The 24068-nt window shown below is 65.2% G+C and carries 18 protein-coding genes and 1 pseudogene; 6 read left to right on the forward strand and 13 right to left on the reverse strand.

The features are described 5' to 3' along the window. Nucleotides 1-44: 44 nt before the first annotated feature. Together EKH81_RS12615 and radA are read right to left on the reverse strand one after the other, a co-directional pair. Nucleotides 45-905, reverse strand: coding sequence for a formyltransferase family protein (locus EKH81_RS12615; protein WP_132058665.1), 861 nt, complete (start codon nt 903-905; stop codon nt 45-47). Nucleotides 906-1152: 247 nt separating this feature from the next. Then, nucleotides 1153-2166, reverse strand: coding sequence for a DNA repair and recombination protein RadA (gene radA / locus EKH81_RS12620; RefSeq protein WP_132058664.1), 1014 nt, complete (start codon nt 2164-2166; stop codon nt 1153-1155). Nucleotides 2167-2358: 192 nt separating this feature from the next. Here radA and EKH81_RS12625 point away from each other — a divergent pair, with 192 nt between their 5' ends. Next, a complete protein-coding gene (locus EKH81_RS12625; RefSeq protein ID WP_162224615.1) occupies nt 2359-2949 on the forward strand; it encodes a DUF7282 domain-containing protein in 591 nt (196 codons plus the stop codon). Between the two features lie 116 nt (nt 2950-3065). On the opposite strand, the gene EKH81_RS19865 is transcribed toward EKH81_RS12625, so the two are convergent. The 3 genes from EKH81_RS19865 to EKH81_RS12640 all read right to left on the reverse strand — a co-directional run bounded on the left by EKH81_RS19865 (nt 3066) and on the right by EKH81_RS12640 (nt 5064). After that, the gene (locus EKH81_RS19865) at nt 3066-3410 is read right to left on the reverse strand and encodes a toxin-antitoxin system TumE family protein (protein ID WP_368407714.1); all 345 of its coding nucleotides are present in this window, start codon (nt 3408-3410) and stop codon (nt 3066-3068) included. 89 nt (nt 3411-3499) lie between these two features. Then, nucleotides 3500-4018, reverse strand: coding sequence for a DUF7342 family protein (locus tag EKH81_RS12635; protein WP_132058661.1), 519 nt, complete (start codon nt 4016-4018; stop codon nt 3500-3502). A 71-nt stretch (nt 4019-4089) separates the two neighbouring features. Then, nucleotides 4090-5064 (reverse strand): aldo/keto reductase, encoded by a 975-nt coding sequence (locus tag EKH81_RS12640; protein ID WP_132058660.1) that lies wholly within the window; start codon nt 5062-5064, stop codon nt 4090-4092. A 229-nt stretch (nt 5065-5293) separates the two neighbouring features. On the opposite strand from EKH81_RS12640, the gene EKH81_RS12645 reads away from it, so the two are divergent. Next, nucleotides 5294-5686, forward strand: a complete 393-nt coding sequence (locus EKH81_RS12645) for a DUF4112 domain-containing protein (protein ID WP_238392181.1) — start codon at nt 5294-5296, stop codon at nt 5684-5686. Here EKH81_RS12645 and EKH81_RS12650 read toward each other — a convergent pair. Beyond that, nucleotides 5679-7364: an alpha-amylase family protein gene (locus tag EKH81_RS12650; RefSeq protein WP_132058659.1), complete on the reverse strand. Its 1686-nt coding sequence runs from the start codon at nt 7362-7364 to the stop codon at nt 5679-5681. The genes EKH81_RS12645 and EKH81_RS12650 overlap by 8 nt on opposite strands. Nucleotides 7365-7515: 151 nt before the next feature. Between EKH81_RS12650 and EKH81_RS12655 the strand changes: the two genes are divergently transcribed. Beyond that, nucleotides 7516-7728 carry a hypothetical protein gene (locus EKH81_RS12655; RefSeq protein WP_132058658.1) on the forward strand — a complete coding sequence of 71 codons (213 nt, stop codon included), beginning with the start codon at nt 7516-7518 and terminating at the stop codon, nt 7726-7728. Here EKH81_RS12655 and EKH81_RS12660 read toward each other — a convergent pair. Both EKH81_RS12660 and EKH81_RS12665 read right to left on the reverse strand, forming a co-directional pair. Beyond that, nucleotides 7691-9043: a glycosyltransferase family 87 protein gene (locus EKH81_RS12660; protein WP_132058657.1), complete on the reverse strand. Its 1353-nt coding sequence runs from the start codon at nt 9041-9043 to the stop codon at nt 7691-7693. The two genes, EKH81_RS12655 and EKH81_RS12660, sit on opposite strands and share 38 nt — an antisense overlap. A gap of 11 nt (nt 9044-9054) precedes the next feature. Continuing rightward, entirely contained in the window at nt 9055-10800 is a 1746-nt protein-coding gene (locus EKH81_RS12665) for a MutS-related protein (protein WP_132058656.1), read from the reverse strand. A gap of 102 nt (nt 10801-10902) precedes the next feature. Here EKH81_RS12665 and EKH81_RS12670 point away from each other — a divergent pair, with 102 nt between their 5' ends. The 3 genes from EKH81_RS12670 (at nt 10903) to EKH81_RS12680 (ending at nt 18285) form a co-directional block, all read left to right on the forward strand. Continuing rightward, on the forward strand, nt 10903-14595 hold the full coding sequence (locus tag EKH81_RS12670) for a GAF domain-containing protein (RefSeq protein WP_132058655.1): 3693 nt from the start codon (nt 10903-10905) through the stop codon (nt 14593-14595). Between the two features lie 172 nt (nt 14596-14767). Then, nucleotides 14768-16354, forward strand: a complete 1587-nt coding sequence (locus EKH81_RS12675; RefSeq protein WP_132058654.1) for an acetolactate synthase large subunit — start codon at nt 14768-14770, stop codon at nt 16352-16354. Nucleotides 16355-16743: 389 nt separating this feature from the next. Beyond that, on the forward strand, nt 16744-18285 hold the full coding sequence (locus EKH81_RS12680) for an ATP-binding response regulator (RefSeq protein ID WP_132058653.1): 1542 nt from the start codon (nt 16744-16746) through the stop codon (nt 18283-18285). Nucleotides 18286-18425: 140 nt separating this feature from the next. On the opposite strand, the gene EKH81_RS12685 is transcribed toward EKH81_RS12680, so the two are convergent. The 5 genes and pseudogenes from EKH81_RS12685 to EKH81_RS12705 all read right to left on the reverse strand — a co-directional run bounded on the left by EKH81_RS12685 (nt 18426) and on the right by EKH81_RS12705 (nt 23974). Beyond that, entirely contained in the window at nt 18426-20192 is a 1767-nt protein-coding gene (locus EKH81_RS12685; RefSeq protein WP_132058652.1) for a GMC family oxidoreductase, read from the reverse strand. After that, entirely contained in the window at nt 20192-21307 is a 1116-nt protein-coding gene (locus tag EKH81_RS12690; RefSeq protein WP_202935134.1) for a gluconate 2-dehydrogenase subunit 3 family protein, read from the reverse strand. Before EKH81_RS12690 ends, EKH81_RS12685 begins: the two co-directional genes overlap by 1 nt. A gap of 116 nt (nt 21308-21423) precedes the next feature. Further along, nucleotides 21424-21996 (reverse strand): hypothetical protein, encoded by a 573-nt coding sequence (locus EKH81_RS12695; RefSeq protein ID WP_132058651.1) that lies wholly within the window; start codon nt 21994-21996, stop codon nt 21424-21426. Between the two features lie 74 nt (nt 21997-22070). Then, nucleotides 22071-22571, reverse strand: a pseudogene (locus EKH81_RS12700) (pyridoxamine 5'-phosphate oxidase family protein). After that, nucleotides 22571-23974 (reverse strand): NAD-dependent succinate-semialdehyde dehydrogenase, encoded by a 1404-nt coding sequence (locus tag EKH81_RS12705; protein ID WP_132058649.1) that lies wholly within the window; start codon nt 23972-23974, stop codon nt 22571-22573. Before EKH81_RS12705 ends, EKH81_RS12700 begins: the two are co-directional and overlap by 1 nt. Nucleotides 23975-24068 lie beyond the last annotated feature (94 nt).

Genomic DNA, 24068 nt, shown 5'->3' on the forward strand with positions numbered 1-24068 from the left:
CGGCTCGACGCTGTGGGGCATCGGTCCGTGAGCCTCGGTCAACACTACTCGTGGCCTAGTGGCGGGACCCTATCGGAGATGTAGTTCCGAATCCGCCCGCGAGTGTTCTTGAAGACGTATCGTACCACGGCCCATCCCGTCGGAGTCGAATATAACGCTCCAATCTCGTCGGGATGTTCGACCGCCTTCTCCGGGTCTGTGAGCGACCGGACGGCCGGAGGCAACATTCCCTCCGCCGTCGAGAACGCTTTCTTTTTGATTTCCTGCCACGTGTTCACTTCCTTGATGTCGATGACTTCGAGCGCGGCGATTTCACCGCCATCGAGCGTTTCGTTGAGTCGCTGTACCGTCACCCCCATCTCGTCCTCGCCGTCGAGAAACTCCCAGAACCCACCGGGCTGACCGCGATACGCGCGGATATCACCGGGATGGTAGCTGAGAACGCCGTACTCCGGCGCTTCGAGTATTCGGCCCTTTATCATCCCGAAGCCGAATCGGACGACCACGTCCACGTTTTCGATGCGGTCAACGATTTCGCCCGGAAATGTGTTCCAGAACTCGCCTTCAGATTGTGGCGAGCAAAAAAGTCGTTCAGCGTTCGAGACGCCCTCGATAGAGTCGATTCGAACGTGTCGCTCGTATTCGGGGGTCGGCGTCAGAAGTCGGGCAACACCGACGAGCGACCAGAGCGGATACGCACGGATTCGTTCGAGTGCGTCCCGGGCGAACGCCATCCACTCTCTCCTGTAATCGGAGACGTTATTCCCGTTGTTAATTACGACGTGTGTGATGTCGATATCAGGCTCCGCCACGAGCGTCGCTAACGCGTTCCGTTGCCACTTCTCGATAGACTCGTCGCTAACGAGGACAGCGATTTCGAGTTTGGAATCGGATGCTCCACACACGTTCTTACGTCGTCAAGCGTTCGATTGTGAACGCGTTATCCGAGTCAGCATCCCGTGGTGTACGCCAAAGTCTCGAAAGAGAGGACGGCCTCGTCTTCATCGAAATATGAGACGACGTAATTCATAATAAAAACTGGTGGCCGTCTACAGCGGACCGTCGCCACCGGCACCGTGCCGTTCACGTATCGCTCTCTATAAGGTAGCCGAATCGGAGAGGAAATCATCAGATACTGGACGAAAGCGAACCCTACTCCGGCTTCAGCCCCTCGCCTTCCACGCGCATCACGGCCTCACCGTCCGCGAGGTTCGGCGCGTCTACGAGTCGGACGATGCGCTTGGTGCCCTTCGACTTCCGGAGGTAGATGCGGAACGTCGAGGCGTGGCCGAGGATGTTGCCGCCGATTGGCTTCGTGGGGTCGCCGAAGTAGGCGTCGGGGTTCGACTGGACCTGATTCGTCACGAGGACCGCGAGGTTGTGGAGGCTCCCGAGTTGCACGAGGTCGTGGATGTGCTTGTTGAGTTTCTGTTGGCGCTCGGCCAGTTTTCCGCGACCCACGTACTCAGCCCGGAAGTGGGCCGTGAGTGAATCGACGCAGACCAGCCGAATCGGCCACTCGCTTTCGGCGTTCTCCTTGACGACCTCGTTGGCCTTCTCCGCCAGCAACATCTGGTGATTGGAGTTGAACGCCTTCGCGACGTGAATCTTGTCGAGGACGGACTCTATCAGGTCGTCCTCGCTCTCGACTTCGTGGAGGTCCATCGCGGCCTGCTTGGCGTCGTCTTCCAGCCCGCGAACCATGTCGTCGATGCGCTCGGGTCGGAAGGTGTCCTCGCTGTCCACGAACAGCGCGCTCCCCGCCAAGCCGCCGTAGGCTTCCGGAAGCTGGACGTTGACCGCGAGTTGGTGGGTGACCTGCGACTTCCCGGCACCGAACTCGCCGTACACTTCGGTGATGGACTGGGTTTCGACGCCGCCGCCGAGCAGGTCGGCGACCTCGGGGACGCCCCACCCGAGCTTTCCGATGTCGCCGCGGCGTTCGAGGACCGTCGAGCCGGTCTCGAAGCCGCCCACGTCGGCCTCGTCGCGGGCCGCCCGGACGATGTCCGAGGCGGCCGACTCGCCGACGTCGGCGGTGTTCGAGAGTTCGCCGGGGCTGGCGACCGCGAGCGCGGCGTACGAGTCGAAGCCCGCCTCTCGGAGTTTCTCTTCGGTGGCGGGGCCGACCCCGGGGAGGACGTCCAGTTTCTCTGTAGTTGCCATCGACCGTCCTTCGCGTCGGGGGGTCATAAGGAGGCGTATACAGGAGAGCGAAAGTGAAATCGCCGCGGTCGGCCGAGTCGAGCGCCCTCGGCGTAGGTCGGGCCTAATCAGCGTATCTCGGTGTTACGGAAGTGAACACCGCCGAACGGTCGCGCTCGTTTATTCGCGGTCCCGCCGAGAGTCCGAGCGAGAATGGTCCGAGCGAAAACGACACGAAACGCGAGACTCGGGGCCGTCGTCGTCGCACTGATAGTCGCCGCGCCCGACGCGGGTCCAGACTTCGTTGGCCCGCCAACTGCGGATACGACCCTCGCACAGGAGACGCCCGCGAACGACTCGACCGACGGTGACGCGGCCGTCACCTTCGAGGACCAGTCCTCGAACGGGTCGGCGGTCGTCGTGAACGCGACGAACCTCTCGGAGGGCGGATTCGTCGCGGTGTTCGCCCAAAACGGGACCTTGCTCGGTAACTCCACGTACCTCGAACCGGGCGAACACGAGGACCTCACGGTCGAACTCGAACCCGGCATCGACCGGTCGCAGGTGCTGGTCGCGGTGCCGCACGTGGACACCGACGACGACGAAGTGTTCGACTTCAACGTGACCGAAGCCGAGGCCGCGGCGACGACCGCCCAAGAGGGCAACGTCTCCGACGTGGACCTGACCGACAGGCCGTACGTCGCGGACGGTCTGCCGGTCAGCGCCGTGGCCTTCGTCACGGTCGAAGGCGACGGCGGCGTCGGGCAAACGCAGGCCGAGAACGAGACTGAGAGTTCGTCGTAGTTGGTATCGGTTCCTTGATTCGGAGACGGAAGCGACCTAAAGCGTGAGCTTCGGTAAGTGCGAGATGCAAATATACCAACGCGTGTCGGGTATGAGCGACTGAAGAGTTCGCCTGCCTATCGCCGTTCCCACAGTGTCTCTATGCGTTTCTCAATGCGGCCAAAGGCGAGGCGGCTCACGTCCCGATGGTCCGGAGGCCACTGAGCGTCCTCCGCGTCGGTGCGGCTGGCGGTCGGCGGAGGATGGAAGTGGTCCCGTGAGTTGTGCGCGTTCGGATGTCGGTCCCACCGACACTTCCACGAAGTTTCCCGCCGTTCTTCTTGGTAGTGGGCGTTGAAATCATCGTTGCGGTACCAGCGAATCTCGAAGCGAGCGGACACCTCACCGGGGTAGTACTCTCGGGACAACTCGACACGGAGATACAGATTTCGTTCTTCGACTAATTCCGCGGACTCGACCATTCGACTGCCGACGAATCGGGACTGCATTCGCTCCAACACCGACCGGTCTATCGGCGCGGGACTCGCGCCGTCGTCCATCGGCACCATCGTTAGCCGTGTGATGGGGCCGTGGAGCCAGCGGCTTTCCTCCGAGCGCGTTCGTGAAGGCGGCGCTCCTCGATAGCGGTGGCCCAGTCGCCGAGGTCCACGTATACGTCGTCAATCTGCGTCGCGTCGAATTCGAGGACGTTGACTTCGGCAGGTGAGTCAGCGTTGTATTCGTCACGATATACTTCAATCCGGTCGGTCAGTTCTGACACGTAGACCTGCAACTCGTTGACGGTGTTCTCCCGTGCCAGTCTGTTCACTCGTCGCCACTCGAAGTAGTCAGTATTACGCTCGTACCGGACCGGCCTGCCTTCGTGGCGAATGACAATACCGAGGTCGTCGTAGAAAGACAGGTGCGTTCGCGCCGACTCCTCGGAGCAGTCCGCTCGCTCAGCGAGCTCGGAGACGGTCATCGGCTCTCGGGCGTGAAGAACCGCGCCGTACACGCGTTGCTTCGTATCCTCACCCTCGAAAGGTCTATCGAACGGAGGTGGGCCATCGCGGTGAGCATCGTCCGACATACTCGGTACAACGAGATTGAAGCATATATTTCTTTCTTCGGCCAAAATATATTGTCTAGCTCGGTCGCGCCTCAGTCGTGGCCCGACACCCGAACCGGCTGATAGGGTTCTTCCAGATACGCGATGTCACCCGAAGTGAGGCCGATTTCGAGGGCTTCGACTGCGTCCTCCAGATGCTCGACGCTGGTGGTGCCGACGATTGGCGCGTCCACCCAGTCCTTGTGGAGGAGCCACGAGAGCGCGATTTGAGCCATCGTGACGCCCTTCTCGGCCGCGAGTTCCTGAACGCGCTCGTTGACTTCCTCGCCGCCGCCTTCGCGGTAGGGATGGCGGTACATGTGCTCCTCGGTGTCGCCGCGCGTCGTCGCGTCGATGTCCTCGTGCGGTCGGGTGAGGTAGCCGCGAGCGAGCGGACTCCACGGCATCACGCCGATTCCCTCCTTCTCACAGAGCGGGAGCATCTCGCGTTCCTCCTCGCGGTAGGCGAGATTGTAGTGGTTCTGCATCGTCTCGAAGCGTTCGAGGCCCGCCGACTCGCTGGCGTGGAGCGCCTCGGCGAACTGGTGTGCCCACATCGAACTCGCGCCGACGTATCTGGCTTTCCCCCGACGCACGGCGTCGTCGAGCGCGCGCATGGTCGTCTCGATGGGCGTGTCGTCGTCCCAGCGGTGAATCTGTAGGAGGTCCACGGTGTCCATTCCGAGGCGGTCGAGCGAGGCGTCGAGTTCCTGCTCGATGGCCTTCCGCGAGAGACCGCCGGAGTTGAGGTCGTCCTCGTCCATCTGGAAGTAGACCTTCGTGGCGACCACGCTCTCGTCGCGGCGGCCGTCGAGCGCGTCCCCGAGGACGCGCTCGCTCTCGCCGTTCGAGTACATGTTCGCGGTGTCGAAGAAGTTGATTCCCAACTCGATTGCGCGCTCGATTATCTCCTCGCCCTCCTCGGGGTCGAGGACCCAGGGCCGCCAGTCGCTCGACCCGAAGCTCATACAGCCGAGGCAGATTCGGCTGACCTCCATTCCCGTCTGTCCGAGCGTTGTGTACTCCATGCCCGGACCTCACGTGCGACGGCCATAAAGGTGGGTTCGGCGGCAGGGCGGAATCCGAGCGTCAGCACCGACGGAAGCGCTTGTGCGGGCGGTTGCGGGTGGATGCTGGCGGATGGGGGCCGATGCGGTTTCATAGGCACCGGGAGTCGGTCGCTTCGCGGCGCTGTCGTCTTCACAGTTCTCCGAAAGAGCCAGCGAACTTTTCTCCGTGCACGACCATCTATCCGGCATGGGAATCGACTCCGAATCCGACGCTGGCGGGGAGCGAATCGAGGTGTCCGTCGAGGACGAACCGCCCGGAATGGAGCGCATTCGGGCCATCAGCAAGCTCTTGGACGAGGCGTTCGAGGTTCCAGTTATCAACTACAAAATCGGTCTCGACCCGATTCTCGGTATCCTCCCGGTCGGCGGCGACACCGTCTCGGCCGCCGTCTCGCTCTACACCGTCGGCGAGGCCGCGCGGATGGGCGCGTCGCGCGAGACGCTCGTCCAGATGCTCGTCAACATCGGCATCGACACCGTCCTCGGGTCGATTCCGGTCATCGGGACGATATTCGACGCGGTGTTCAAGGCCAACGAGCGCAACGTCGCGATTCTGGAGGCCGAGTTCGGCGCTACCTGATTCGCACCCAACAGTAGCCGTACCGCCCCAACTCGAAGCGCCACTCGCCCGTTTCGACCCGTTCGAACTCCACGCCCCCGTCGCGTCCGAACAGGCGTATCGGGTCACCAGCAAGCGATAGCGTGACGCTCGTCGGAGATTCGCCGAGGTTGTGAACAGCGACGACAGCGTTTTCCTCGCCGACCATCCGGTGCGCGAAGACCGCAGGGTCGCCTGTATCGAGAAGTTCGCAGTCGCCCCGACCGATTTCCGGACACTCCCGTCGGGCGTGAATCAGCCGCGAGAACCACTGGAGGAGCGAATTCGGGTCGCCGCGCTGGTCCGCGACGTTGACCGTCTCGTAGCCGTACCTCCCGCCCGAAATCGGGGGCCGGACGAGGGCTTCGGACTCGGCGGTCGAGAAGCCGCCGTTCTTTTCGGCCGACCACTGCATCGGGGTCCGAACCGCGTTTCGGCCGGGAAGCGAGAGGTCGTCGCCCATCCCGATTTCGTCGCCGTAGACCACGAGCGGGGTTCCCGGAAGCGAAAAGAGGAGGCTGTACGCGAGCTCGATGCGGTCGCGGTCGCCGCCGGACTCGTCCGGCGGGCCTCCGGTCGCTTCGCTCCCGGAGACGCCCGCGAGCATCGGGGCGAGTCGGCGTCTGATTCCCCGGCCGTAGATGCGCATCTCGTCGTCGGGCGCGAACCGTTCGAAGACGGTTTTCTGGTAGGACTTCGGGAGGCGACCGACATTGAGTTCGTCGAAGTTCCGGAGGAAGTTGGCCCACTGGCCCTCCTCTGGAATTTCGGGGAGAAGGTCGAACACCTCCCGGAGCGGGGCGGCGCGCTCCTCGGCGAGCGCCGCGACGAGGTAGGCGTCGAGCAGGAAGTTCAGCAGGACGTTCACCTCGTCGCCCGCGCCGAAGTAGCTGGCGAGGTTTCGAGGGTCGTCGTCGGCCTCCGCGAGCAGGACGGCATCGTCACCCCGGCGCTCGACGAACCGGCGCATATCCCTGAGGACACCGTGGGGGTCGTCGAGCCGCGTCGATTCGAGACCGCCCTTGTTGTCGATGAGCAGGGTCGCGGCGTCCACCCTGAACCCCGAGACGCCCAACTGGAGCCAGAAGCCCATGATTTTCCGAATCTCCTCGCGCACGTCTGGGTTCGCAACGTTGAGGTCGGGCTGAAAGTGGTAGAACCGGTGGTAGTAGAACGCCTCGGCTTCCTCGTCGTAGCTCCACACCGCGTCCTCCTCGCCGGGGAACACCGGGCCGCGGTCGGGGTCAGGCCACTCGGGCGGATCGTCCACCCAGACGTAGTAGTCGCGGTACTTCGAATCGGGGTCCGACCGGGCCGCCCGAAACCACGGATGTTGGTCGGAAGTGTGGTTCACCACGAGGTCCACGAGGACCCGAATCCCCCGGCGGTCGGCTTCGCGCACGAACTCCACGAAGTCGCCGAGCGTACCGTACCGGGAGTCCACGCCGTAGTAGTCGGTCACGTCGTACCCGTTGTCGCGGTTCGGCGACGGGTAGAACGGCAAGAGCCAGACGCAGTCGATGCCGAGACCCGCGAGGTAGTCGAGGCGGTCGGTCAGCCCCGCGAAATCCCCCACGCCGTCGCCCGTTCCGTCAGCGAACGTTTTCACGTCGATGGCGTAGATGGTCGCGTTCTGGTACCATCTGGTCTTGGTCCGCATAAGGTACTCCCCGTTCTCGCGAGTCTCGACGCCGAGTCGGAAAACTGGTGGGGTGGACGGCAGAGGACGAGGACCGACGAGACGCGACGACTTGTTTTCGCTCGGGGGTAAAGCATAACAACCCCCGGTTCGTGGGTTCGGCCGAACGCCGATGGGACTCGGGTCGAACACGTGGAAGTGTAAGGACTGCGGGCGAAAGCACCGGACCGACCGCAAGCAGTGCGTGTCGTGTGGCTACAGCGTGCTGACGCCCGTGGACAACGAACGGCAGTTGGGTCGGATTCTAGATGTCGCGCTGGCGCTGTTTCCGGCGCTGCTCTCGATTCTCACGATGGGGCTGTTGGCGTGGGTGCTGTTCTTCTGACCGCCAGCACGCACCCCGCGAGCATCAACATCGTCCCGTAGAGCGGCGGCGTCGCCAGCGCGAGCAGGGGGTCGAGCACCGCGAGCGAAGCGTGGGGAACCGGCGTCTCGGTCACGAGCGTCTCGACGTTGGCCGCGGTGAGCGCGAAATTCGCGACGAACGCGCCCGCGACGAACAGTTTCCGGGCGGGACCCGAATCGAGCAGGTAGAGGAGCGGAATCATCGGGAAGAAGACGAACACGAAGTAGAGCAACAGCGACGGGAACCCCACGACCATCGCGGTCATCGTGACGAAGATGGCGACGAGGCGCTCGATTGGCGTCTCGATTCGCCGGAAGGTGTAGGCCACAACGGGCACGAGCAGGGCGAACGCCAGCACGCCGTACGCGCTCTCGGGAAGCGACGGGAACAGCACCGAAATCGGCCGCCGGAGCGTCACCATCTGGGTCGCGGGGTCGAGTCCGCCGACGAACTCCTCGCCCGAGAGTCGCGGGACCACGGCGGCCCGGACGTACGTCAGATGGGTCTCGACGCCGAACGCCGCGAACCCCACCGCGAACGCGCCGACGCCGGTCGCGGTCGCGGCGGCGATTGTCCGCCACGCCTTCGCCCGGAGGAGCCAGAGACCGACCGCGGCGGGGAACAGTTTGACGACCGCGGGAATCGCGAAGGCGATTCCGGCCAGCGTCTCGCGCGAAACCGGGAGCGAGGCGCGGCGCGCCTCGCTCCCGGTTTCGTCTCGTGCTTCACTCCCAGTTTCGCCCTGCGCTTCGCTCGACGCCGACTCCGCCGAGTCGGCGTCGAGCCACCAGAACCCCGCAACGATGCAGAGCAGGAGCGAGAAGTTGGTCTCGCCGTACAGCATCGAGGGCATCGAGTGGAGCGAGAGCACGACGAACCCCGCGACGAGGACGCGGTCGAGCCACGGCAGGGAATCTTCGCGGTATCGCTCCGTGAACTTCACGAGCAGGACCGCCACGCCGAGCGCGCATACGACGTTGAACGCGGTGTGGACCGCGAACGCGGCCTGCCAGCTATCGAGCAGGGCGTAGGGGTAGAACCGCGGGAGCGTAATCGGCGGGTAGACGTAGCTGTACGGGTGGCCGTCGGGCGAGGCGGCGTAGAAGTCGCCGCCAGCGAGCGCGGTCTCGGCCGCGAGGTAGTACACCTTCAAATCCACGCCGATGAGCGATGCGCGCCGGGTGAGCGTTGCCTCTGCGCCCAAGATGCCGAGCAGGATGCCCGCGACGAGGACGAGTCTGGCGGGCCACGGCGACGGTGGAGAACGAGGCGAGTCAGGGTCTGAGGTGGGCATGAGTGTCGAAATCAGTCGTCTTCGGGCGACCAGTCGTCCAGGGTTCGCTGGACGGCCTCCTCGCCGACCGCCCGAGCGAGCGTCTCGAAGCCAGCGCGCTCGGCCCGGCCGTCCGCGCCCGCGAGCAGGCGCGAGACGATGAATTCGGGCGTGGACTTGCCGACCGTGCCGAACCGGGGCTGGTAGTCCACCTTGAGACCGAGGTCGTCGTCCAGCCCTTCGGCGAAGATGCCGTCCTTCCGGGCCTTCTCGGGCAGGGGCTTCAGGTCGTCGGCGAGGTGGGTCACGAACACGCCCAAGGCTCCGCGGTCCACCGTCAGCCTGACCAGACCGTGGAGCAGGTCGGCAGCGCTTCCCGGTTCGGTGATTGCCTCGAACTCGTCGACGAGCATCAGGGTGTCCTCGCCCTCGGTCAGCGGCGGGACGATGCTCCGGAGCGTGGATTCGAGCACGCCGGCGTTGAAACTCGCGTGCCTGCGGTGGAACACGATGTCCTCCGAGATGGAAACCTCGGCGCGTTCGGCGGGCACGGGTAGGCCCATCTGGGCGAGCAGGGCGACCTGACACAGCGTTTCGAGCAGGGTGGTCTTCCCCCCGGAGTTCGCGCCGGTCAGGACCGCGACTCGGTCGCCGTTGGGGAGGTCGGCGGTCCCGTCGCCGTCGGAAGGGTCGGCAGACGCGTCGTGGTCGTCCGCAGAGAGACCGTGGCCGCCGACCGCGTAGTTCACGGGCTGAACGTCGTCGTCGGTCGCGGCGAGCGCGAGGTTTCGCGCGCCCCGGACCGCGAAGCCGTTCTCCACGAAATCGGGGCGTTCGAGGTCGAACTCGGCCGCGAACCGCGCCAGCGAGAGGTGGAACGCGAGGTCGTCCACCGCGGCCTTCGCGGCGTCGATGGCGGTTTGAGAGTCGGCGATTCGGCCCCGGAGTCGCCGGGCGACCGACCGCTCGCGCTCCTCGACTTCCTCGCGGAGGTCCGCCACGAGGTCGCGCAGGGTCGCGGTCACGAAGTCGGTGGCGTCCACCGCGTCGTCGGGCACGGCGTCCCTGACCCGCTGGAACCCCGCGTCGGTCTCGGTCGCCACGTAGTCCACGACGACCTCCGAGAACTCGGCTCCGGCGCGGGCTTCTTCGCGGATTTCCGCCATCGCGTCTATCGAGTCGGCCGACAGCGCCGCCGCGGATTCGAGCGCGTCCCGAGCCGAATCGAGTTCGTCGTCCACGCCCCGAGCCACGTCGCCGCCGTCCAAGTCGGCGAGCGCCGACGCCGCGGCTTCGAGGTCGGCGTCCTGAATCGCGAGCGCGGTCCGGACCGCGGCCTCGTCGTCGCCGATGCGGTCGTCCGCGGCGTGGGTCTCGAAGGCGTCGAGAATTTCGCGCCGGGTGTCGGTGTCGAGGCCGCTCCACGAGTCGGCGGCGTCGGTCACGGCGTCGAGGCGCTCTCGGGCGGCCTCTCGCGAGAGGAGCGGGGTCAACACTCGAATGCGGTCGGCCGCGGCCTCCGTGACGGCGTAGTCGCTCGCCACGTCGAGCAGTTGCTTGTACACCGACCGGGTGTCGCGGGTCGCCAGCACCGACATCCCGTCGCCGCCGTTGGCCCGGCGGAGGATGCGGGTCGCTCGGCCGCGGGGCAGGCCCGCCGACACCAGCGCCCGGACCTCGCCCGACTCGATGGCTTCGACCGCGCGCTCGGTTCCGAGCGCCGATTCGAGGCGCTCGCTCGTCTTGGGTCCGACGCCCCAGTACTCCTCCAGTCGCATACCCGAGGCGTGACGCTCGCGGGTCTTAATGGTTCTCGAACAGTTTTCGCCTCCGAACGAGGCGAAACGACTACAACCACGGAGCGTCTGTCACGACTAACGATGCTCCAGCAGTCGGAGGGACCGGTGTCACGGCAGGGGGGACTGCAACGGGTGCTGTGCGTCGGCGGTCCGGCCGAAAAGGCGGCGGTCGCAGACGCCACGACCGCACGCGTCGCGAGCGAACGCACCGCCGCCGCGGTGCTCGACCGCCTCGAAGTCGAACCGGTCGATTGCGTGGTCGCGGACGCCGACCTCCCGGACGCGGAGGGTGCCGAACTGCTCGACGCAGTCGGCGAACTGTTTCCGGAGGTCGCCCGGATTCTCGTCGGCGAATCGGTCGCGGCCGCACCCGAAGGGGTCGCGTTCGTCTCGACCCGGCCCGGTGACGACCTCTCGGCCCGACTCGCCCAGCGAATCGACCGGGTGGTCGAGTGCCAGCGCGTCGAGCGCACCCGCGACCTGTTCGCCGAAAAATTCGAGACGCTGGTCGAGGGGTCGCCCGACGCGATGATTACCATCGACGAGGAGTGCGAAATCGTGTTCGCCAACCCCGCGACCGAGCGGGTGTTCGGCCGCGACTCGGCTTCGCTCGTCGGCGATTCGGTCGAGACGCTCCTCTGTGAGCGCGTCCACGAGTCGGTCCGCGAGACGGTCCGAACGCTCCGGGACGACGCGGGGTACGTCGAGCGCGATTACGTCGAGCTACCCGGCAAGCACCGCGACGGCAGGGAGATTCCGCTCGCGGTGTCGTTCAAGGAGACCGAGCGCGCGGGCCGCCACTACTTTTCGTGCATCGTCCGCGACGTGAGCGAGCGCAAGCGACTCGAAGAGCGACTCAACGCCGAGAAGCGCAAGACTCACGACCTCCACGAGGTCGCGGTCATGCTGGAGGAGTGCGAGACGCCCGACGAGGTGTGTCGGCTGGCGGTCGAGACCGCCGAACAGCTCCTCGAATTCGACTTGGCCGCGGTCGACCTCGTGAAGGACGGCGAACTCGTCCCACAGGCCGTCTCGAAGGGCGTCCCGTCGGACGGCTACTACACCACGACCGCGCTCGAAGCCGACGACAAACTCGCGGCCCGCGCTTACCGAGCGGGCGAGACGATTCGAACCGCCGACCTCCAAGGCGAGGGAGTCACTCCGGCCGCGAGCGGCTACCGGTCGGCGCTGACCGTCCCGATAGGCGAACTCGGCGTGTTTCAGGCCGTCTCGAAGGATGTCGGGTCGTTCGCGGCGAACGACCGCGAACTCGCCGAACTGCTGGTGGCCCACGTCGCCCAGGCCCTCGGCCGGATTCGGTCCGAGCGCGCCCTGGAGGCAGAGCGCGACCGATTCGCCGCGCTGTTCGAGAACATCCCCGAGCCGACGATAGACTACCGGATTTGCGACGGGGACCCGATAATCCAGTCGGTGAACGAAGCGTTCGAGAACGTATTCGGCCACGACGCCGAAACCGCCGTCGGCGAGACGATAGACGACCTCATCGTCCCGGACGCCCATCGAGACACGGCGGCGCAGTACAACGAGATGGTTGGCCGAGGCGAGCGCGTCGATGCCGAGGTTCGGCGCGAGACGGTCGACGGTATCCGGAGCTTCCTGCTTCGGAACGCCGAGGGACCGGGCGAACACACCGGCGGCTACGCCATCTACACCGACATCACCGAGCGCAAGCGAAACGAGGAGCGGTACCGGTCGATGACCGAAGACGTGCTCGACAACACCGACGTCGGAATCTTCGTCCTCGACGACGAGTTCGACGTTGCGTGGATAAACTCCGCCATCGAGGAGTACTTCGGACTCGACCGCGAGTCGGTCGTCGGGGAAGACAAACGGGCATTGGTCCACGAGCGCGTCAAGCACCTCACCGAGAATCCCGAGGCGTTCGCCGAAACCGTCGTCGACGCGTACGACGACAACAGCTACGTCGAGGAGTTTACGGTCCATCTCCCGGCGAACCACAGTCGCGAGGAGCGATATCTCCAGCATCTCAGTCAGCCCATCGAGTCGGGACTGTACGCGGGCGGTCGGATGGAACTGTACTACGACGTGACCGAACGCGTCCAGCGCGAGCGGATGCTCGACGCGCTCCACGGCGCGACTCGCGACCTGATGGCGACCGAGCGCGAGGGCGAAATCTGTGACATCGCGGTCGAGACCGCCCGGCAGGTGCTGGACCTGCCCCACGCGACCGTGTTCCGGTGGAACGACGAGACCCAACTTCTCGAATCGTTCAGCATTCCGTCCGATACGAGCGGGGAGTTCGGCAACCCGCCCGACTTCGAACGCGGCGAAGGGCTCGTCGGCGAGGCGTTCGCGGCGGGCGAAGAGCGCATGTACGAAGACGCCCAGGAGGAGGTCCACAAGCACGAGAACGGGAACGAAGCGATTCGCGGATTCTACATCATCCCGCTCGACGACTGGGGCGTGATGACCGTCATCTCCGAGACCCCCGGTGTCTTCGACGAGTACGAACTCGACCTCGCGCGGGTGCTGGCGGCCAACACCGAAGTCGCGCTGAACCGGGCGAGCCGGGAAGCCGAACTCGCCGACCAGCGCGAGCAGTTGGCCGAACTCAACCGAATCAACGAGGTCATCCGCGACATCGACCAACTGCTGGTCCGGGCCTCGACGCGCGAGGAGATAGAGCAGGCGGTCTGCGACCGACTCGCCGACTCCGACCACTACCGATTCGCGTGGACCGGCGGGTCGAAAATCGTGGACAAGCGAATCGTTCCCACCGCGTCCGCGGGCGTCGAGGACGGCTATCTCGACGACGTGACGATTCCGGTCGGCGACGACGAACTCGGCACCGGACCCTCCGGAAAGGCGGTCCAGTCGGGCGAGCCCACGGTGATAGAGAGCATTCCCGATTCGGACCTCCTCGCGCCGTGGCGCGAGCAGGCGCTCACGCGAGGCTTCCGGTCGATGGCGTCGATTCCGCTCCGCTACCGCGACACGGTGTACGGCGTCCTCTGCGTCTACGCCGACCGGGCGAACGCGCTCAACGAGCGCGAAACCGCGGTTCTAACCGAACTCGGGGAGACCATCGGCCACGCCATCAACGCGGTCGAGAACAAGCGCGCGCTCCTCGCCGACGACGTGGTCGAAGTCGAGTTCGACATCTACGACGGCGACGGATTCTTCGCACGGACCGCCCGCGAGGAATCCTGCACGCTCACGCTCGAAGGCGTGACGATTACGTCCGACGGGTCTTTCGTCCACTTCGTGACCGTGGACGGTCTCTCTCCCGACCGAGTGCGCGAGCGCGCGGACGACGCCGACGACATCGTGAACGCCCGACTGATAAACGAACACGGCGACGAACACCTGTTCGAGTTCGTCTACACCGGGCCGTCGGTGCTTCCGGCGTTGGCCGACCACGGCGGGAAGCTTCGGGAATCGACGTTCACCGAAGACGGCGGCCGAAGCCTCGTGGAACTCCCGATGAACACCGACGTGCGGGCGGTCATCGAGTCGATTACCGACAGCGCGCCGAACTCCGAGGTGGTGGCTCAGCGTGAGCGAAAGCGCCCCGACCGCACCGTCCAGGAGTTCCAAACCGCGGTCGAGGACGACCTGACCGACCGCCAGCGGTCGGCGCTCGAAGCCGCGTTCTACGCCGGGTTCTTCGACTGGCCCCGCGAGAGCACGGGCGAGGAAGTGTCGGAGTCGCTCGGCGTCTCGCCGCCGACGTTCCACCAGCACCTCCGCGTCGGCGAGCGAAAACTGCTCAAATCGTTCTTAGACGAGTAGAAAGCGGTCGCGAATCTCCCGACCGGCGAGCGACTCAGTCGTCGTCATGACCGGCGTCAAGACTGTTCGGGGAGTATGACAGTACCGGCCACGTGAGAGTCGGACGAGTCACGCCGGTTTCGACGCAGTTCGGCAACCGGAGCTATGTGGGACGCTCTCGTTACGGAGTGGCATGAACACAGCCGAAGTGCTCGTGGAGAGTTTGGAACGAGAGGGAGTCGAGTGCGTCTTCGGGATTCCGGGCGAGGAGACCGAGGCGTTGCTGTTCGCGCTCCGGGATTCGGAGGTGACGTTCGTGCCGACCCGCCACGAGCAGGGCGCGGCGTTCATGGCCGACGTACACGGTCGGCTGACCGGGACTGCGGGGGTGTGTCTCTCGACGCTCGGCCCGGGCGCGACGAATCTACTGACCGGGGTAGCCGACGCGAACCTCGACAAGGCCCCGCTCGTGGCGATAACGGGACAGGGCGGACTGGAGCGACTCCACAAGGAGAGCCATCAGGCGCTCGACGTGGTGGACATGTTCGAACCGGTGACGAAGTGGAACGCTCAGATTTCCGACCCCGACATCGTCCACGAGTCGGTCCGGAAGGCGTTCAAGGTCGCCGAGTACGAGAAGCCCGGCGCGACCCACGTCGAACTCCCCGAAGACGTGGCGTCAGAGGAGTGCGACGTGCGGCCGCTCGACCGGCGCGAGAGAGTTCGACGGCCCGACCCGGACGAACCGTCCATCGACGCGGTTCGGGAACTGCTCGCCGACGCCGACCGACCGATTTGCATCGCGGGCAACGGCGCGGTCCGAACCGACGCGAGCGCGGCGCTCCGCGCGCTCGCGTCGGACTACGACCTCCCGGTGGCCGCGACCTACATGGGGAAGGGCGCGGTGTCGGACGCCGACGACCACTCGCTGCTGACCCTCGACTCGGGCGACCACGAGGAGGCGTCGGACGCCATCCAGTCGGCCGACCTCGTGGTGACGGTGGGCTACGACATCGCCGAGCACGACCCCGCCGACTGGAACCCCTCGGGCGAGACCACCATCGTCCACCTCGATAGCGACCCCGCCGAGGTGTACGAACATTACAACCCCGACGTCGAGGTGGTGGCCGACATCGCGGCCGCGGTCCGAGAGCTGAACGCCTGCTGTGCCGACCTCGACGCCGAGTTCGAGACCGACTGGTACGACGACGTGCGCGACCACATCGTCGCGGACGTGACCCCCGAAATCAATGCTGGCGACCCGTTCACCCACCGGGGCGTCGTGACCGTCCTCCGGGACGCGATGGCCGACGACGACGTGCTCGTCTCGGACGTTGGCACCCACAAGATGGTCATCGCGCAGAACTTCCGGACGTTCGAACCCAACACCTGCATCGTCTCGAACGGTCTCGCGTCGATGGGCATCTCGGTGCCGGGCGGTCTCGCGGCCGACCTCGCCGTCGATTCGAACGTGGTCGCCGCGACCGGCGACGGCGGCTTCATGATGAACGCCGCTGAAATCGAGACCGCGACGAGGCTCGACTGTGGATACACGATTCTCCTGTTTCGCGACGACGAGTACAGGCTCATCGCCGACGAGCAGACCGACCACCGCGGCGAGCACTTCGGCACGGAGTTCTCGAACCCCGACTTTCAGACGTTCGCCGAGAGCTTCGGAATCGAAGCGTACCGCCCGGACGGGTGGGACGAGCTCCGGGACGACTTGGAGGCGGCGGTCGAGAGCGACGAGATGGCGGTGGTGGAGGTCGTTCTGGGGTAGGGTCATTGGGAGAAGCCCCTCGCGAGGAGGAGAATCGGTGCGGCGCGAACACGTCTATTTTATCCGGACTCGCTTGCCGAACGGACGGGGAGTAATACTTATAGATTGACTCTACATAACAGCGTACATGTTTGGTATCCTCATTCGTATCGGTGTCTTCATCGTATTACCTATCGTTTGCCTCCAAGCGGGTCCCGCTGGCTGGCTCTTGCTCGCGATGATACTCGGAGTGTTCGTTCTGTTAAAATAGATGGGGGTGTTCCCGAATTGTCAAGTTCGCCGAGGTATCCCGTGACCGTCACGTCGCAGATATTCAGTCACAGGTGAACGCGCCTGTCCGAACACCGGCACAAGATTATTTAAACCAATGTTCCCACAGTTTGTTTGAGATGGGTTCCCAAAGTGAGGCGTCGAATCTGCGCGTCCTCTACGTCGATGACGACCGGGACCTTCTAGAGTTGACGAAGACGTTCCTCGAACGCGAGGACGACGGGCTGTCGGTCGAGACCGCGGACGGCGCGTGCCCGGCGCTGGAACGCCTCGAAGAGCGCGAGTACGACGCCATCGTCTCGGACTACCGGATGCCGGAGATGGACGGCCTCGAATTTCTCGACGCGGTGCGCGACGGCTACGGCGACGAGATTCCGTTCGTAATTTTCACCGGACAGGGCCGCGAGGAGGTCGCGATGGAGGCGCTGAACTTGGGCGCGAATCGGTACCTCCAGAAGGGCGGGGACGCCGACTCCCAGTACGGCGTCCTCGCCCGAACGATACGCCAAGAGGTGGCCCACCGGCGGGCGGAGGACGCGCGCCGGGAGACCGAAAAGCGGTACCGGTCGCTGTTCGAGAACAATCCGCTGGTGCTGTGGGTCGAGGACTTCTCGGACATCAAGGCCCACATCGACGAGGTCATCAGCGACGTCGAGGACGTCGAATCCTATCTGGACGACAATCCCGACGAGGTTCGGGACCACTTCGACAGGCTCGAAATCATCGACGTGAACGAGAACGCGCTCGACTACTACGGCGCGGAATCGAAGCGCGAACTCCTCGATAACATGGGCGAGATGTTCACCGAGGAGTCCCACGAAGCCAACAAGTCGCTCATCGCCGACATAGCGCGCGGGAAGACCCACTCCCGAACCGAGTCGGTGGTCGAGACCCTCGACGGCGAGCGCAAACACGAGATAATGGAGGTGAACGTGCCCGACGAGTACGCCGACGACTACTCGCGGGTGTACGTCGCGGTCACGGAGGTCACCGAACGCGTGGCGGCCCAGCGTCGCGAGTCGTTCCTCCACTCGCTCATGCGCCACGACGTTCGGAACAGAGAGCAGGTGGTTCGGGGGTCGCTCGAACGACTGCAAGAGTACGACCTCCCCGACGACGCGGCCGAGCGCGTCGAGCAGTCGCTCGACGCGCTCGACGAGAGCACCGAAATCCTCGACAAAGTGAGTTCGCTCGTCAGGACCGGCCACGCGACGGACCCGACCGAGGAAGTCGAAGTGCGGTCCCACGTCGAGTCCGCCGTCGAGGGGTTCGAACCCCGAGCGGCGGAACGGGGCGTCTCGGTGTCGGTGACCGGCGACTGCCCGACCGTACGCGCGGGGCCGCTCCTCGAAGAACTGTTCCGGAATCTCGTCGGCAACGCCCTCCGGCACGCGAACGCCACCACGGTCCGGATTTCGATTCGAGAGACGGACGACCGTGCAGTGGTCGCGGTCGAAGACGACGGCGCGGGGGTTCCCGACGAACAAAAAGGGCGCGTGTTCGAACCGCGATACAAGACCGGCGAGAGCGCCGGGGCCGGACTCGGACTTCACTTGGTCGGCGAAATCGCCGAAGCGTACGGCGGCCGGGTCGAGGTGTCGGATTCGGACCTCGGCGGCGCGAAGTTCGCGGTGTTTCTCGACCGACTCGACCGAGACTAGCCCGCTCGCGCGACGGAACCGTCGCGCGAGCGGGCGACCGTCTCTCGGGCCGCGGGAGCGCGGTCAGCCGAGGGGTCCACCGACCGCTTCAGGCCGGATGGTTCACCGACCGCTTCAGGCCGGATGGTTCACCGACCGCTTCAGGCCGGGTCGTCCAGCAGTCGCGGGTCGTCGAGGTACTCCAGCAGGCCCTCGGCCGCGCGGAACGCGAGCGCGCCGACCGTCCCGGTCGGATTGTAGCCGCTGTTGTGCGGGAACGCCGACGCGCCGGGTACGAACAGATTGTGGGCGTCCCACGCCTGCAGGTAGCTGTTGACGACCGACTCGTCGGGGTCCGACCCCATGATGGCCCCGCCGGTGTTGTGCGTCGATTGGTACGGCGTGATGTCGAAACTGCCTTCGAGACTCGTGTTCGCAGAGACTTGGTCCGCGCCCATCTCCTCCATTATCTCTTCGAGTTGCGGGCCGATGTGTTCGACGAGGTTTCGGTCCTGCTCGCGCCAGTCGAACGTCATCCGGAGCAGGGGTTGACCGTACTGGTCGGTGTAGGTCGGGTCGAGGTCGAGGTAGTTTCGCTGGAACGGCATCACCGACCCCTGCGCCGAGATGGACAGCGTGCTGTGGTAGTTGTCCAGGCTCTCGGCTTTGAACTCCGACCCCCAGTCGGGCGTGTCGGGGGGCGTCGGATTGTTGGCGATGGGGCGCTGGCCGGTCTGGCTTATCGAGACGTTGCCGCCGTGAATGAAGTCGAGGTCCGAGTGGTCGAAGTTGTCGCCGTTGAAGTCGTCGAGGGACGCACCGAGCGCACCAGCGCCCATGTAGAGGTTCCACTGCTCGTCGTCGAAGAAGCCGGTCGCGCTGGCCCCGAAGTTCTGGTAGCAGTAGTTCTTTCCGACGACGCCCTCGCCGGTCTCGGGGTCGTACGGTTCGCCGATGTCCGACAGCAGGAGCAGGCGGACGTTGTTGAGGACGTAGGCGGTCAGCGCGACGGTTTCGGCCGGCTGGACGTACACCTCGTCGGTCTGCCTATCGACGTACCGGACGCCCTGCACGCGCCTGCGCTCGGGGTTGTACAGCAGTTCGACCACTTGGGCGTGATTCCGGAGTTCGAAGTTGCCGGTCTCGCGCGCGGCGGGCAGGACGGTGACGATGGGCGAGGACTTTGCGCCCCACTCGCACCCGAACCGTTCGCAGTAGCCACAGTACTCGCATCGGCCCATCTGGACCCCGTCGGGATTGGTGTACGACTCGGTGAGATTCGCCGACGGTTGCATGAACGGCTCGTAGCCGAGTTCGTCGGCCGCGTTCATGAACCGCCTGAGCGGCGGCGTGGTCTGCATCGGCGGGAGCGGGTAGTCGCGCGACCGCGGCCCCTCGTACGGATTGCCCGCGTCCTGTACCTCGCCCTCGATGTTTCCGCCGGTCCCCGAGATTCCGGCGGTGTACTCGAACTGGTCGTAGTAGGGTTCGAGTTCCTCGTAGGAGATTCCCCAGTCCTGAATCTGCATGTCCTCGGGGATTTTGTCCTCACCGTAGCGTTCGATGGTCCGGGACCGAATCTGGAAGTCGTACGGTAGGAACCGCCACGTCACGCCGTTCCAGTGGACGCCCGCGCCGCCCGTTCCGGTTCCGGGCAGGAACGCGCCGTACCGGCGCATCGGGAGCGCTGGCTGGTCGAGATTGTTCCGGAAGGTGATGGTCTCCTTCGAGAGGTCCTGCATCAGCTTGTACCGGAGCGCGTACCCCAGTTCGTCGTGGACCGTGAGGAAGTCCTCGGTCGAGACCTCGCCGCCGCGTTCGAGGCTCACGACGTCGTAGCCCTCCTGAGCCAATTCCTTGGCGACGATACCGCCGGTCCATCCCGCACCGACCGTGACGAGGTCCACCGGTTCGAGTTCTTGCGCCATCAGTCCTCACCCCCCTCGTCGTCGTCATCGCTGTCTGGGTCCCTATCGGCGTTCCCCCTGGCGGCCTCCCTGTCCACGATTTTCGGATACTCCGCCTCGGCAGCGTTGTGTACGTGGCCGTGGCCCTCGTTCGCGTTGGTGCTGTTTCCGGTGGTGGTCGCGTTACCGGCGGTGTCGGTTTCGTTCTCGCCGCCCAAATCCACCTCGCCGCCGTTGCCGTTCAGGCCAAGCGATTCCACGTCGTCGGCCATCTTTCGGAACTCGTCGGACCCGACTTCGATGTACTCGTCCTCCGCGATTTGTTCCCGGTAGCTCCCGAGCGCGCCGGGCGTGCCGGGGAAGTTCTTGAGCCGCCAGCCTATCATCTCGCGGTTCCCGCCCCACATCGGGTCGGCGAACATTCCTTCGAGGGTGTTCTGGCGAGCCAAGAGGAAGAAGGCCGCCGCGTCGATTCCCTTGTCTTCGAAGGTGTTCACCTCGCCGTCCTGAAGCGCCTGCACGATTTCGTCCTGCTGGTCGCCGTCGAGGTCCACGAACGGGTCGCCGTATTCGTTCTGGGCGTACTCCTCGACGGCCTCGATACCCTGGTCCCACGCCGTGCTGGGAGTGACCGAGTACTGCCACCCCTGCGTGTCGTTCGGGTCCTCCTGAGCGAACGACACCTCGGTCTCCCGGTCTTCTGGAGTCTGCGGTTCGTCCTCGAACGACGGCGTCGGATTCTTGCCCGCGAACGGCGGGTCCATGTACCACCGGTCGCCGCGACCCCACGCCGAGTTCATCTGGTCGTCCACGAAGTAGACGACGCCGGCCTCGGGCGCGCCGGGGCCGTTCTCGTCGGACGGGTAGATTCGCCCCGTGAGGTCGTGGACCACGCGGGCCTGCCCGATACTGAAATACTCCAAGCCCTGCGCGGTCACTTCGACCTCTTGGGCCTCGCTCAGGTCGAACGCGTCGTCTTCGAACCACGTGTCGCCGATGAATCCGGCGGCCGCCAAGCCGCCGCCAGCGCGCATCACCCCCCTGCGCGTGAAGTCGAGCGTCGAGTCTTCCGACTCGTCGCCGGTCGTGTCTTCGAAATCGGTGTCGGTCGCCCCCTCTCGGCTGTCCTCCGGCATGGGACTCACCAACACACCGGCGTTCATAATTATTTTTGCCACGAGATGATAGATGTCGCGAGAGCGAGATTCGTTCGCGGGAGGTTCAGAAGCCTCAGGGCCGAAGTTCGTGAATATCAGAGTCTGAGGTTCACCATCACGAAGATGATGAGCAACTGAAGGAGACCCTGCACCCCGCCCAACTTCGCGTTTCGCATCCCGAGTCGCGAGATTTTGTCGGTGTCGGGCGACGACGAAACGATTTCCCGATAGATTCGAATCTCGTTCGGGAGGATGATGCCGAATCCGATGACTGAGAGGAGTCCGGCGACCCCGAGCGCGGCCAGCAGCCAGTGGCCGCCAGCGGCCCAGTAGCCCATCTCCCTCGCGAGTTCGATGCCCGCGGTTATCGTGACCGCCGCGACGACCGGCATGAAGAACGTCATTTTCGGGGTGAATCTGGTGAACACGCTCGCTTTCTCCTCGGGGTCGAGTCCGCCGATGACGGGACCGAGAATCGCGCCCATGAACACGTCGATTCCGGTCCACAGCACGCCAGCCATGACGTGGACGTAAAATAGCGTTCGGAGGTCGCCGAGCGCGAGCGCGTACGCGAGCGCGCCGACCGGAATCACGACCGCTCCCGCCGCGAACGCCGGGTTCGCTCTGTCGGCCAGTCCGCGAATACCGCGTCTGTCGGCAGTTGCCATACGCGGAAACGTCGCGTTCGCGCCAAAAGTGTTTTCGAACAGGTAAGTAAAACAGGATTGGACTTCAGTTTTCGTTACGACTCGTCGAACGTCCACCGGGTCGCATCGTGAGGGTAGTCGCTCCACGCGAACACCTTCTCAGGTCAGACCGCGAAGAACGGCGTTCCGTGGCGCACGTCGTACTTTTGTTCGTAGGCGGCATCGACCGACTCCACGAGGTCGGCGTCGGCGGTTTCGGCAGTGATTTTCTCCGCGCGACCTTCCACGATGACGACCTCCTCGGCGTCCTCGCGGTGGACGACGACGCCGGGGTTTCGCGCGAGGTTCCGGACCCATCGAGTGCGCTCGCCGCCGCCGCAGTAGAGCGTTCCATCGACCCAAACGCCCCACACGGGCCTGGCGTGCGGGCGACCGTCCGGGCGCGTGGTCGAAACCCAGTAGTTTCGGTCGCCCGCCAGTCTCTCGGCGACGAACGGCCACGGGAGTGCGCCGTCGTCGCCGTCGGGAATGCCGTAGCTCGATTCGGTTTCGGGGCGGCTCCGAGTTGCGTTTTTCGGCGACTCGTCGCCCGCCATCACTCGGTCACGACGGTCACGTCGTCCTCGCTCGCGTCGGCCTCCTGTGCCCAGACCAGCTTTCTGTTCACGAACTCCCGGATACCGTGCCGGGAGAGTTCCCGGCCGTAGCCCGAGTCCTTCACGCCGCCGAAGGGGAGTCGCGGGTCGGATTTGGTGAGTTGGTTGACGTAGGTGAGACCGGCTTCGAGGCGGTGGGCGACCCGCTTGCCGCGTTCTAAGTCGTCGGTCCAGACCGACGCACCGAGTCCGAGGTGGTGGTCGTTGGCGACTTCGACGGCTTCGTCCTCGTCCTCGACCTCGAAGACGGCGGCCGCGGGACCGAACACCTCCTCGGTCGCGGCGGGCGAGTCGCGAGGCACGTCGGTCAGCACCGTCGGCGGGTAGTAGAATCCGTCGTGGTCGAGGGGTTCGCCGCCGAGTTCGAGGGTCGCGCCCGCGTCGAGTGTCGCTTCGACCTGCTCGTGAACGTCTTCCATGAGGTCCTCGCGGGCCTGCGGGCCGAGGGCGGTGTCCTCGTCGGTCGGGTCGCCGACTTCGAGCGACTCCATCTCCGAGACGAATTTGTCCACGAACTCGTCGTACACGTCGGCGTGGACGACGAACCGCTTGGCCGCGATGCACGACTGGCCGCCGTTGATGGTCCGGGCGAGCGAGCCGGTCTCGGCCGCCGAATCGAGGTCGGCGTCGTCGAGGACGACGAACGGGTCCGACCCGCCGAGTTCGAGGACCGACTTCTTGAGGTTCTCGCCCGCGGTTTTCGCCACCGCCCGCCCCGCCCGCTCGCTTCCGGTCAGGGTCACGGCCGCGACTCGGTCGTCCTCGATGACGCCCTCGGCTTTGTCTGAGCCGACGATGAGCGACTGGAACGCGCCTTCGGGGAATCCGGCCTCCTCGAACACGTCCTGAATCGCCTCGGCGCACCCCGGCACGTTCGAGGCGTGCTTGAGCAGGCCGACGTTGCCAGCGGTGAGGTGTGGCGCGGCGAATCTGAACACCTGCCAGAACGGGAAATTCCACGGCATCACCGCCAGAATCGGCCCGAGCGGTTCGTACGAGACGTACGCTTCGACGTACGACTCGCCGCCGATGTGTTCGTCTTGGAGGTGTTCGGCCGCGCGCTCGGCGTAGTAGTCGCACACCCACGCGCACTTCTCGACCTCCGCGCGGGCCGATTCGATGGGCTTGCCCATCTCCTCGGTCATGAGTTCGGCGTACTCCTCCTCGTTGTCCCGGAGCACGTCGCCCGCCGCCGCGAGCAACTGCTGGCGCTTCTGGATGGGTACGTCCTTCCACTCGGCGAACGTCTCGACCGCGCGGTCGAGTGCGGCCTCGACCTCCGCCTCGGAGTCGTCGGGAATCGGGTCGAGCGACTCGCCGGTGGCGGGATTGGTTCGGTCCATAATCGACGGCAGTACTTCGCGTAGTCGGATGTAGCTTCGGGCGGCGGGACCGGAAGCGGCGGCGGGACCGGAAGCAGTGATAGAACCGAAAGCC

This window comes from Halorussus amylolyticus (assembly GCF_004143485.2).
Taxonomy (GTDB): Archaea; Halobacteriota; Halobacteria; order Halobacteriales; family Haladaptataceae; genus Halorussus; species Halorussus amylolyticus.

Excerpts from the sequence above, each read along its gene's own strand:
- radA (WP_132058664.1), bottom strand. The coding sequence starts at position 2,166 with ATGGCAACTACAGAGAAACTGGACGTCCTCCCCGGGGTCGGCCCCGCC.
- EKH81_RS12625 (WP_162224615.1), top strand. The coding sequence starts at position 2,359 with ATGGTCCGAGCGAAAACGACACGAAACGCGAGACTCGGGGCCGTCGTC.
- EKH81_RS19865 (WP_368407714.1), bottom strand. The coding sequence starts at position 3,410 with ATGGTCGAGTCCGCGGAATTAGTCGAAGAACGAAATCTGTATCTCCGT.
- EKH81_RS12635 (WP_132058661.1), bottom strand. The coding sequence starts at position 4,018 with ATGTCGGACGATGCTCACCGCGATGGCCCACCTCCGTTCGATAGACCT.
- EKH81_RS12640 (WP_132058660.1), bottom strand. The coding sequence starts at position 5,064 with ATGGAGTACACAACGCTCGGACAGACGGGAATGGAGGTCAGCCGAATC.
- EKH81_RS12645 (WP_238392181.1), top strand. The coding sequence starts at position 5,294 with ATGGGAATCGACTCCGAATCCGACGCTGGCGGGGAGCGAATCGAGGTG.
- EKH81_RS12650 (WP_132058659.1), bottom strand. The coding sequence starts at position 7,364 with ATGCGGACCAAGACCAGATGGTACCAGAACGCGACCATCTACGCCATC.
- EKH81_RS12655 (WP_132058658.1), top strand. The coding sequence starts at position 7,516 with ATGGGACTCGGGTCGAACACGTGGAAGTGTAAGGACTGCGGGCGAAAG.
- EKH81_RS12660 (WP_132058657.1), bottom strand. The coding sequence starts at position 9,043 with ATGCCCACCTCAGACCCTGACTCGCCTCGTTCTCCACCGTCGCCGTGG.
- EKH81_RS12665 (WP_132058656.1), bottom strand. The coding sequence starts at position 10,800 with ATGCGACTGGAGGAGTACTGGGGCGTCGGACCCAAGACGAGCGAGCGC.
- EKH81_RS12670 (WP_132058655.1), top strand. The coding sequence starts at position 10,903 with ATGCTCCAGCAGTCGGAGGGACCGGTGTCACGGCAGGGGGGACTGCAA.
- EKH81_RS12675 (WP_132058654.1), top strand. The coding sequence starts at position 14,768 with ATGAACACAGCCGAAGTGCTCGTGGAGAGTTTGGAACGAGAGGGAGTC.
- EKH81_RS12680 (WP_132058653.1), top strand. The coding sequence starts at position 16,744 with ATGGGTTCCCAAAGTGAGGCGTCGAATCTGCGCGTCCTCTACGTCGAT.
- EKH81_RS12685 (WP_132058652.1), bottom strand. The coding sequence starts at position 20,192 with ATGGCGCAAGAACTCGAACCGGTGGACCTCGTCACGGTCGGTGCGGGA.
- EKH81_RS12690 (WP_202935134.1), bottom strand. The coding sequence starts at position 21,307 with ATGCCGGAGGACAGCCGAGAGGGGGCGACCGACACCGATTTCGAAGAC.
- EKH81_RS12695 (WP_132058651.1), bottom strand. The coding sequence starts at position 21,996 with ATGGCAACTGCCGACAGACGCGGTATTCGCGGACTGGCCGACAGAGCG.
- EKH81_RS12705 (WP_132058649.1), bottom strand. The coding sequence starts at position 23,974 with ATGGACCGAACCAATCCCGCCACCGGCGAGTCGCTCGACCCGATTCCC.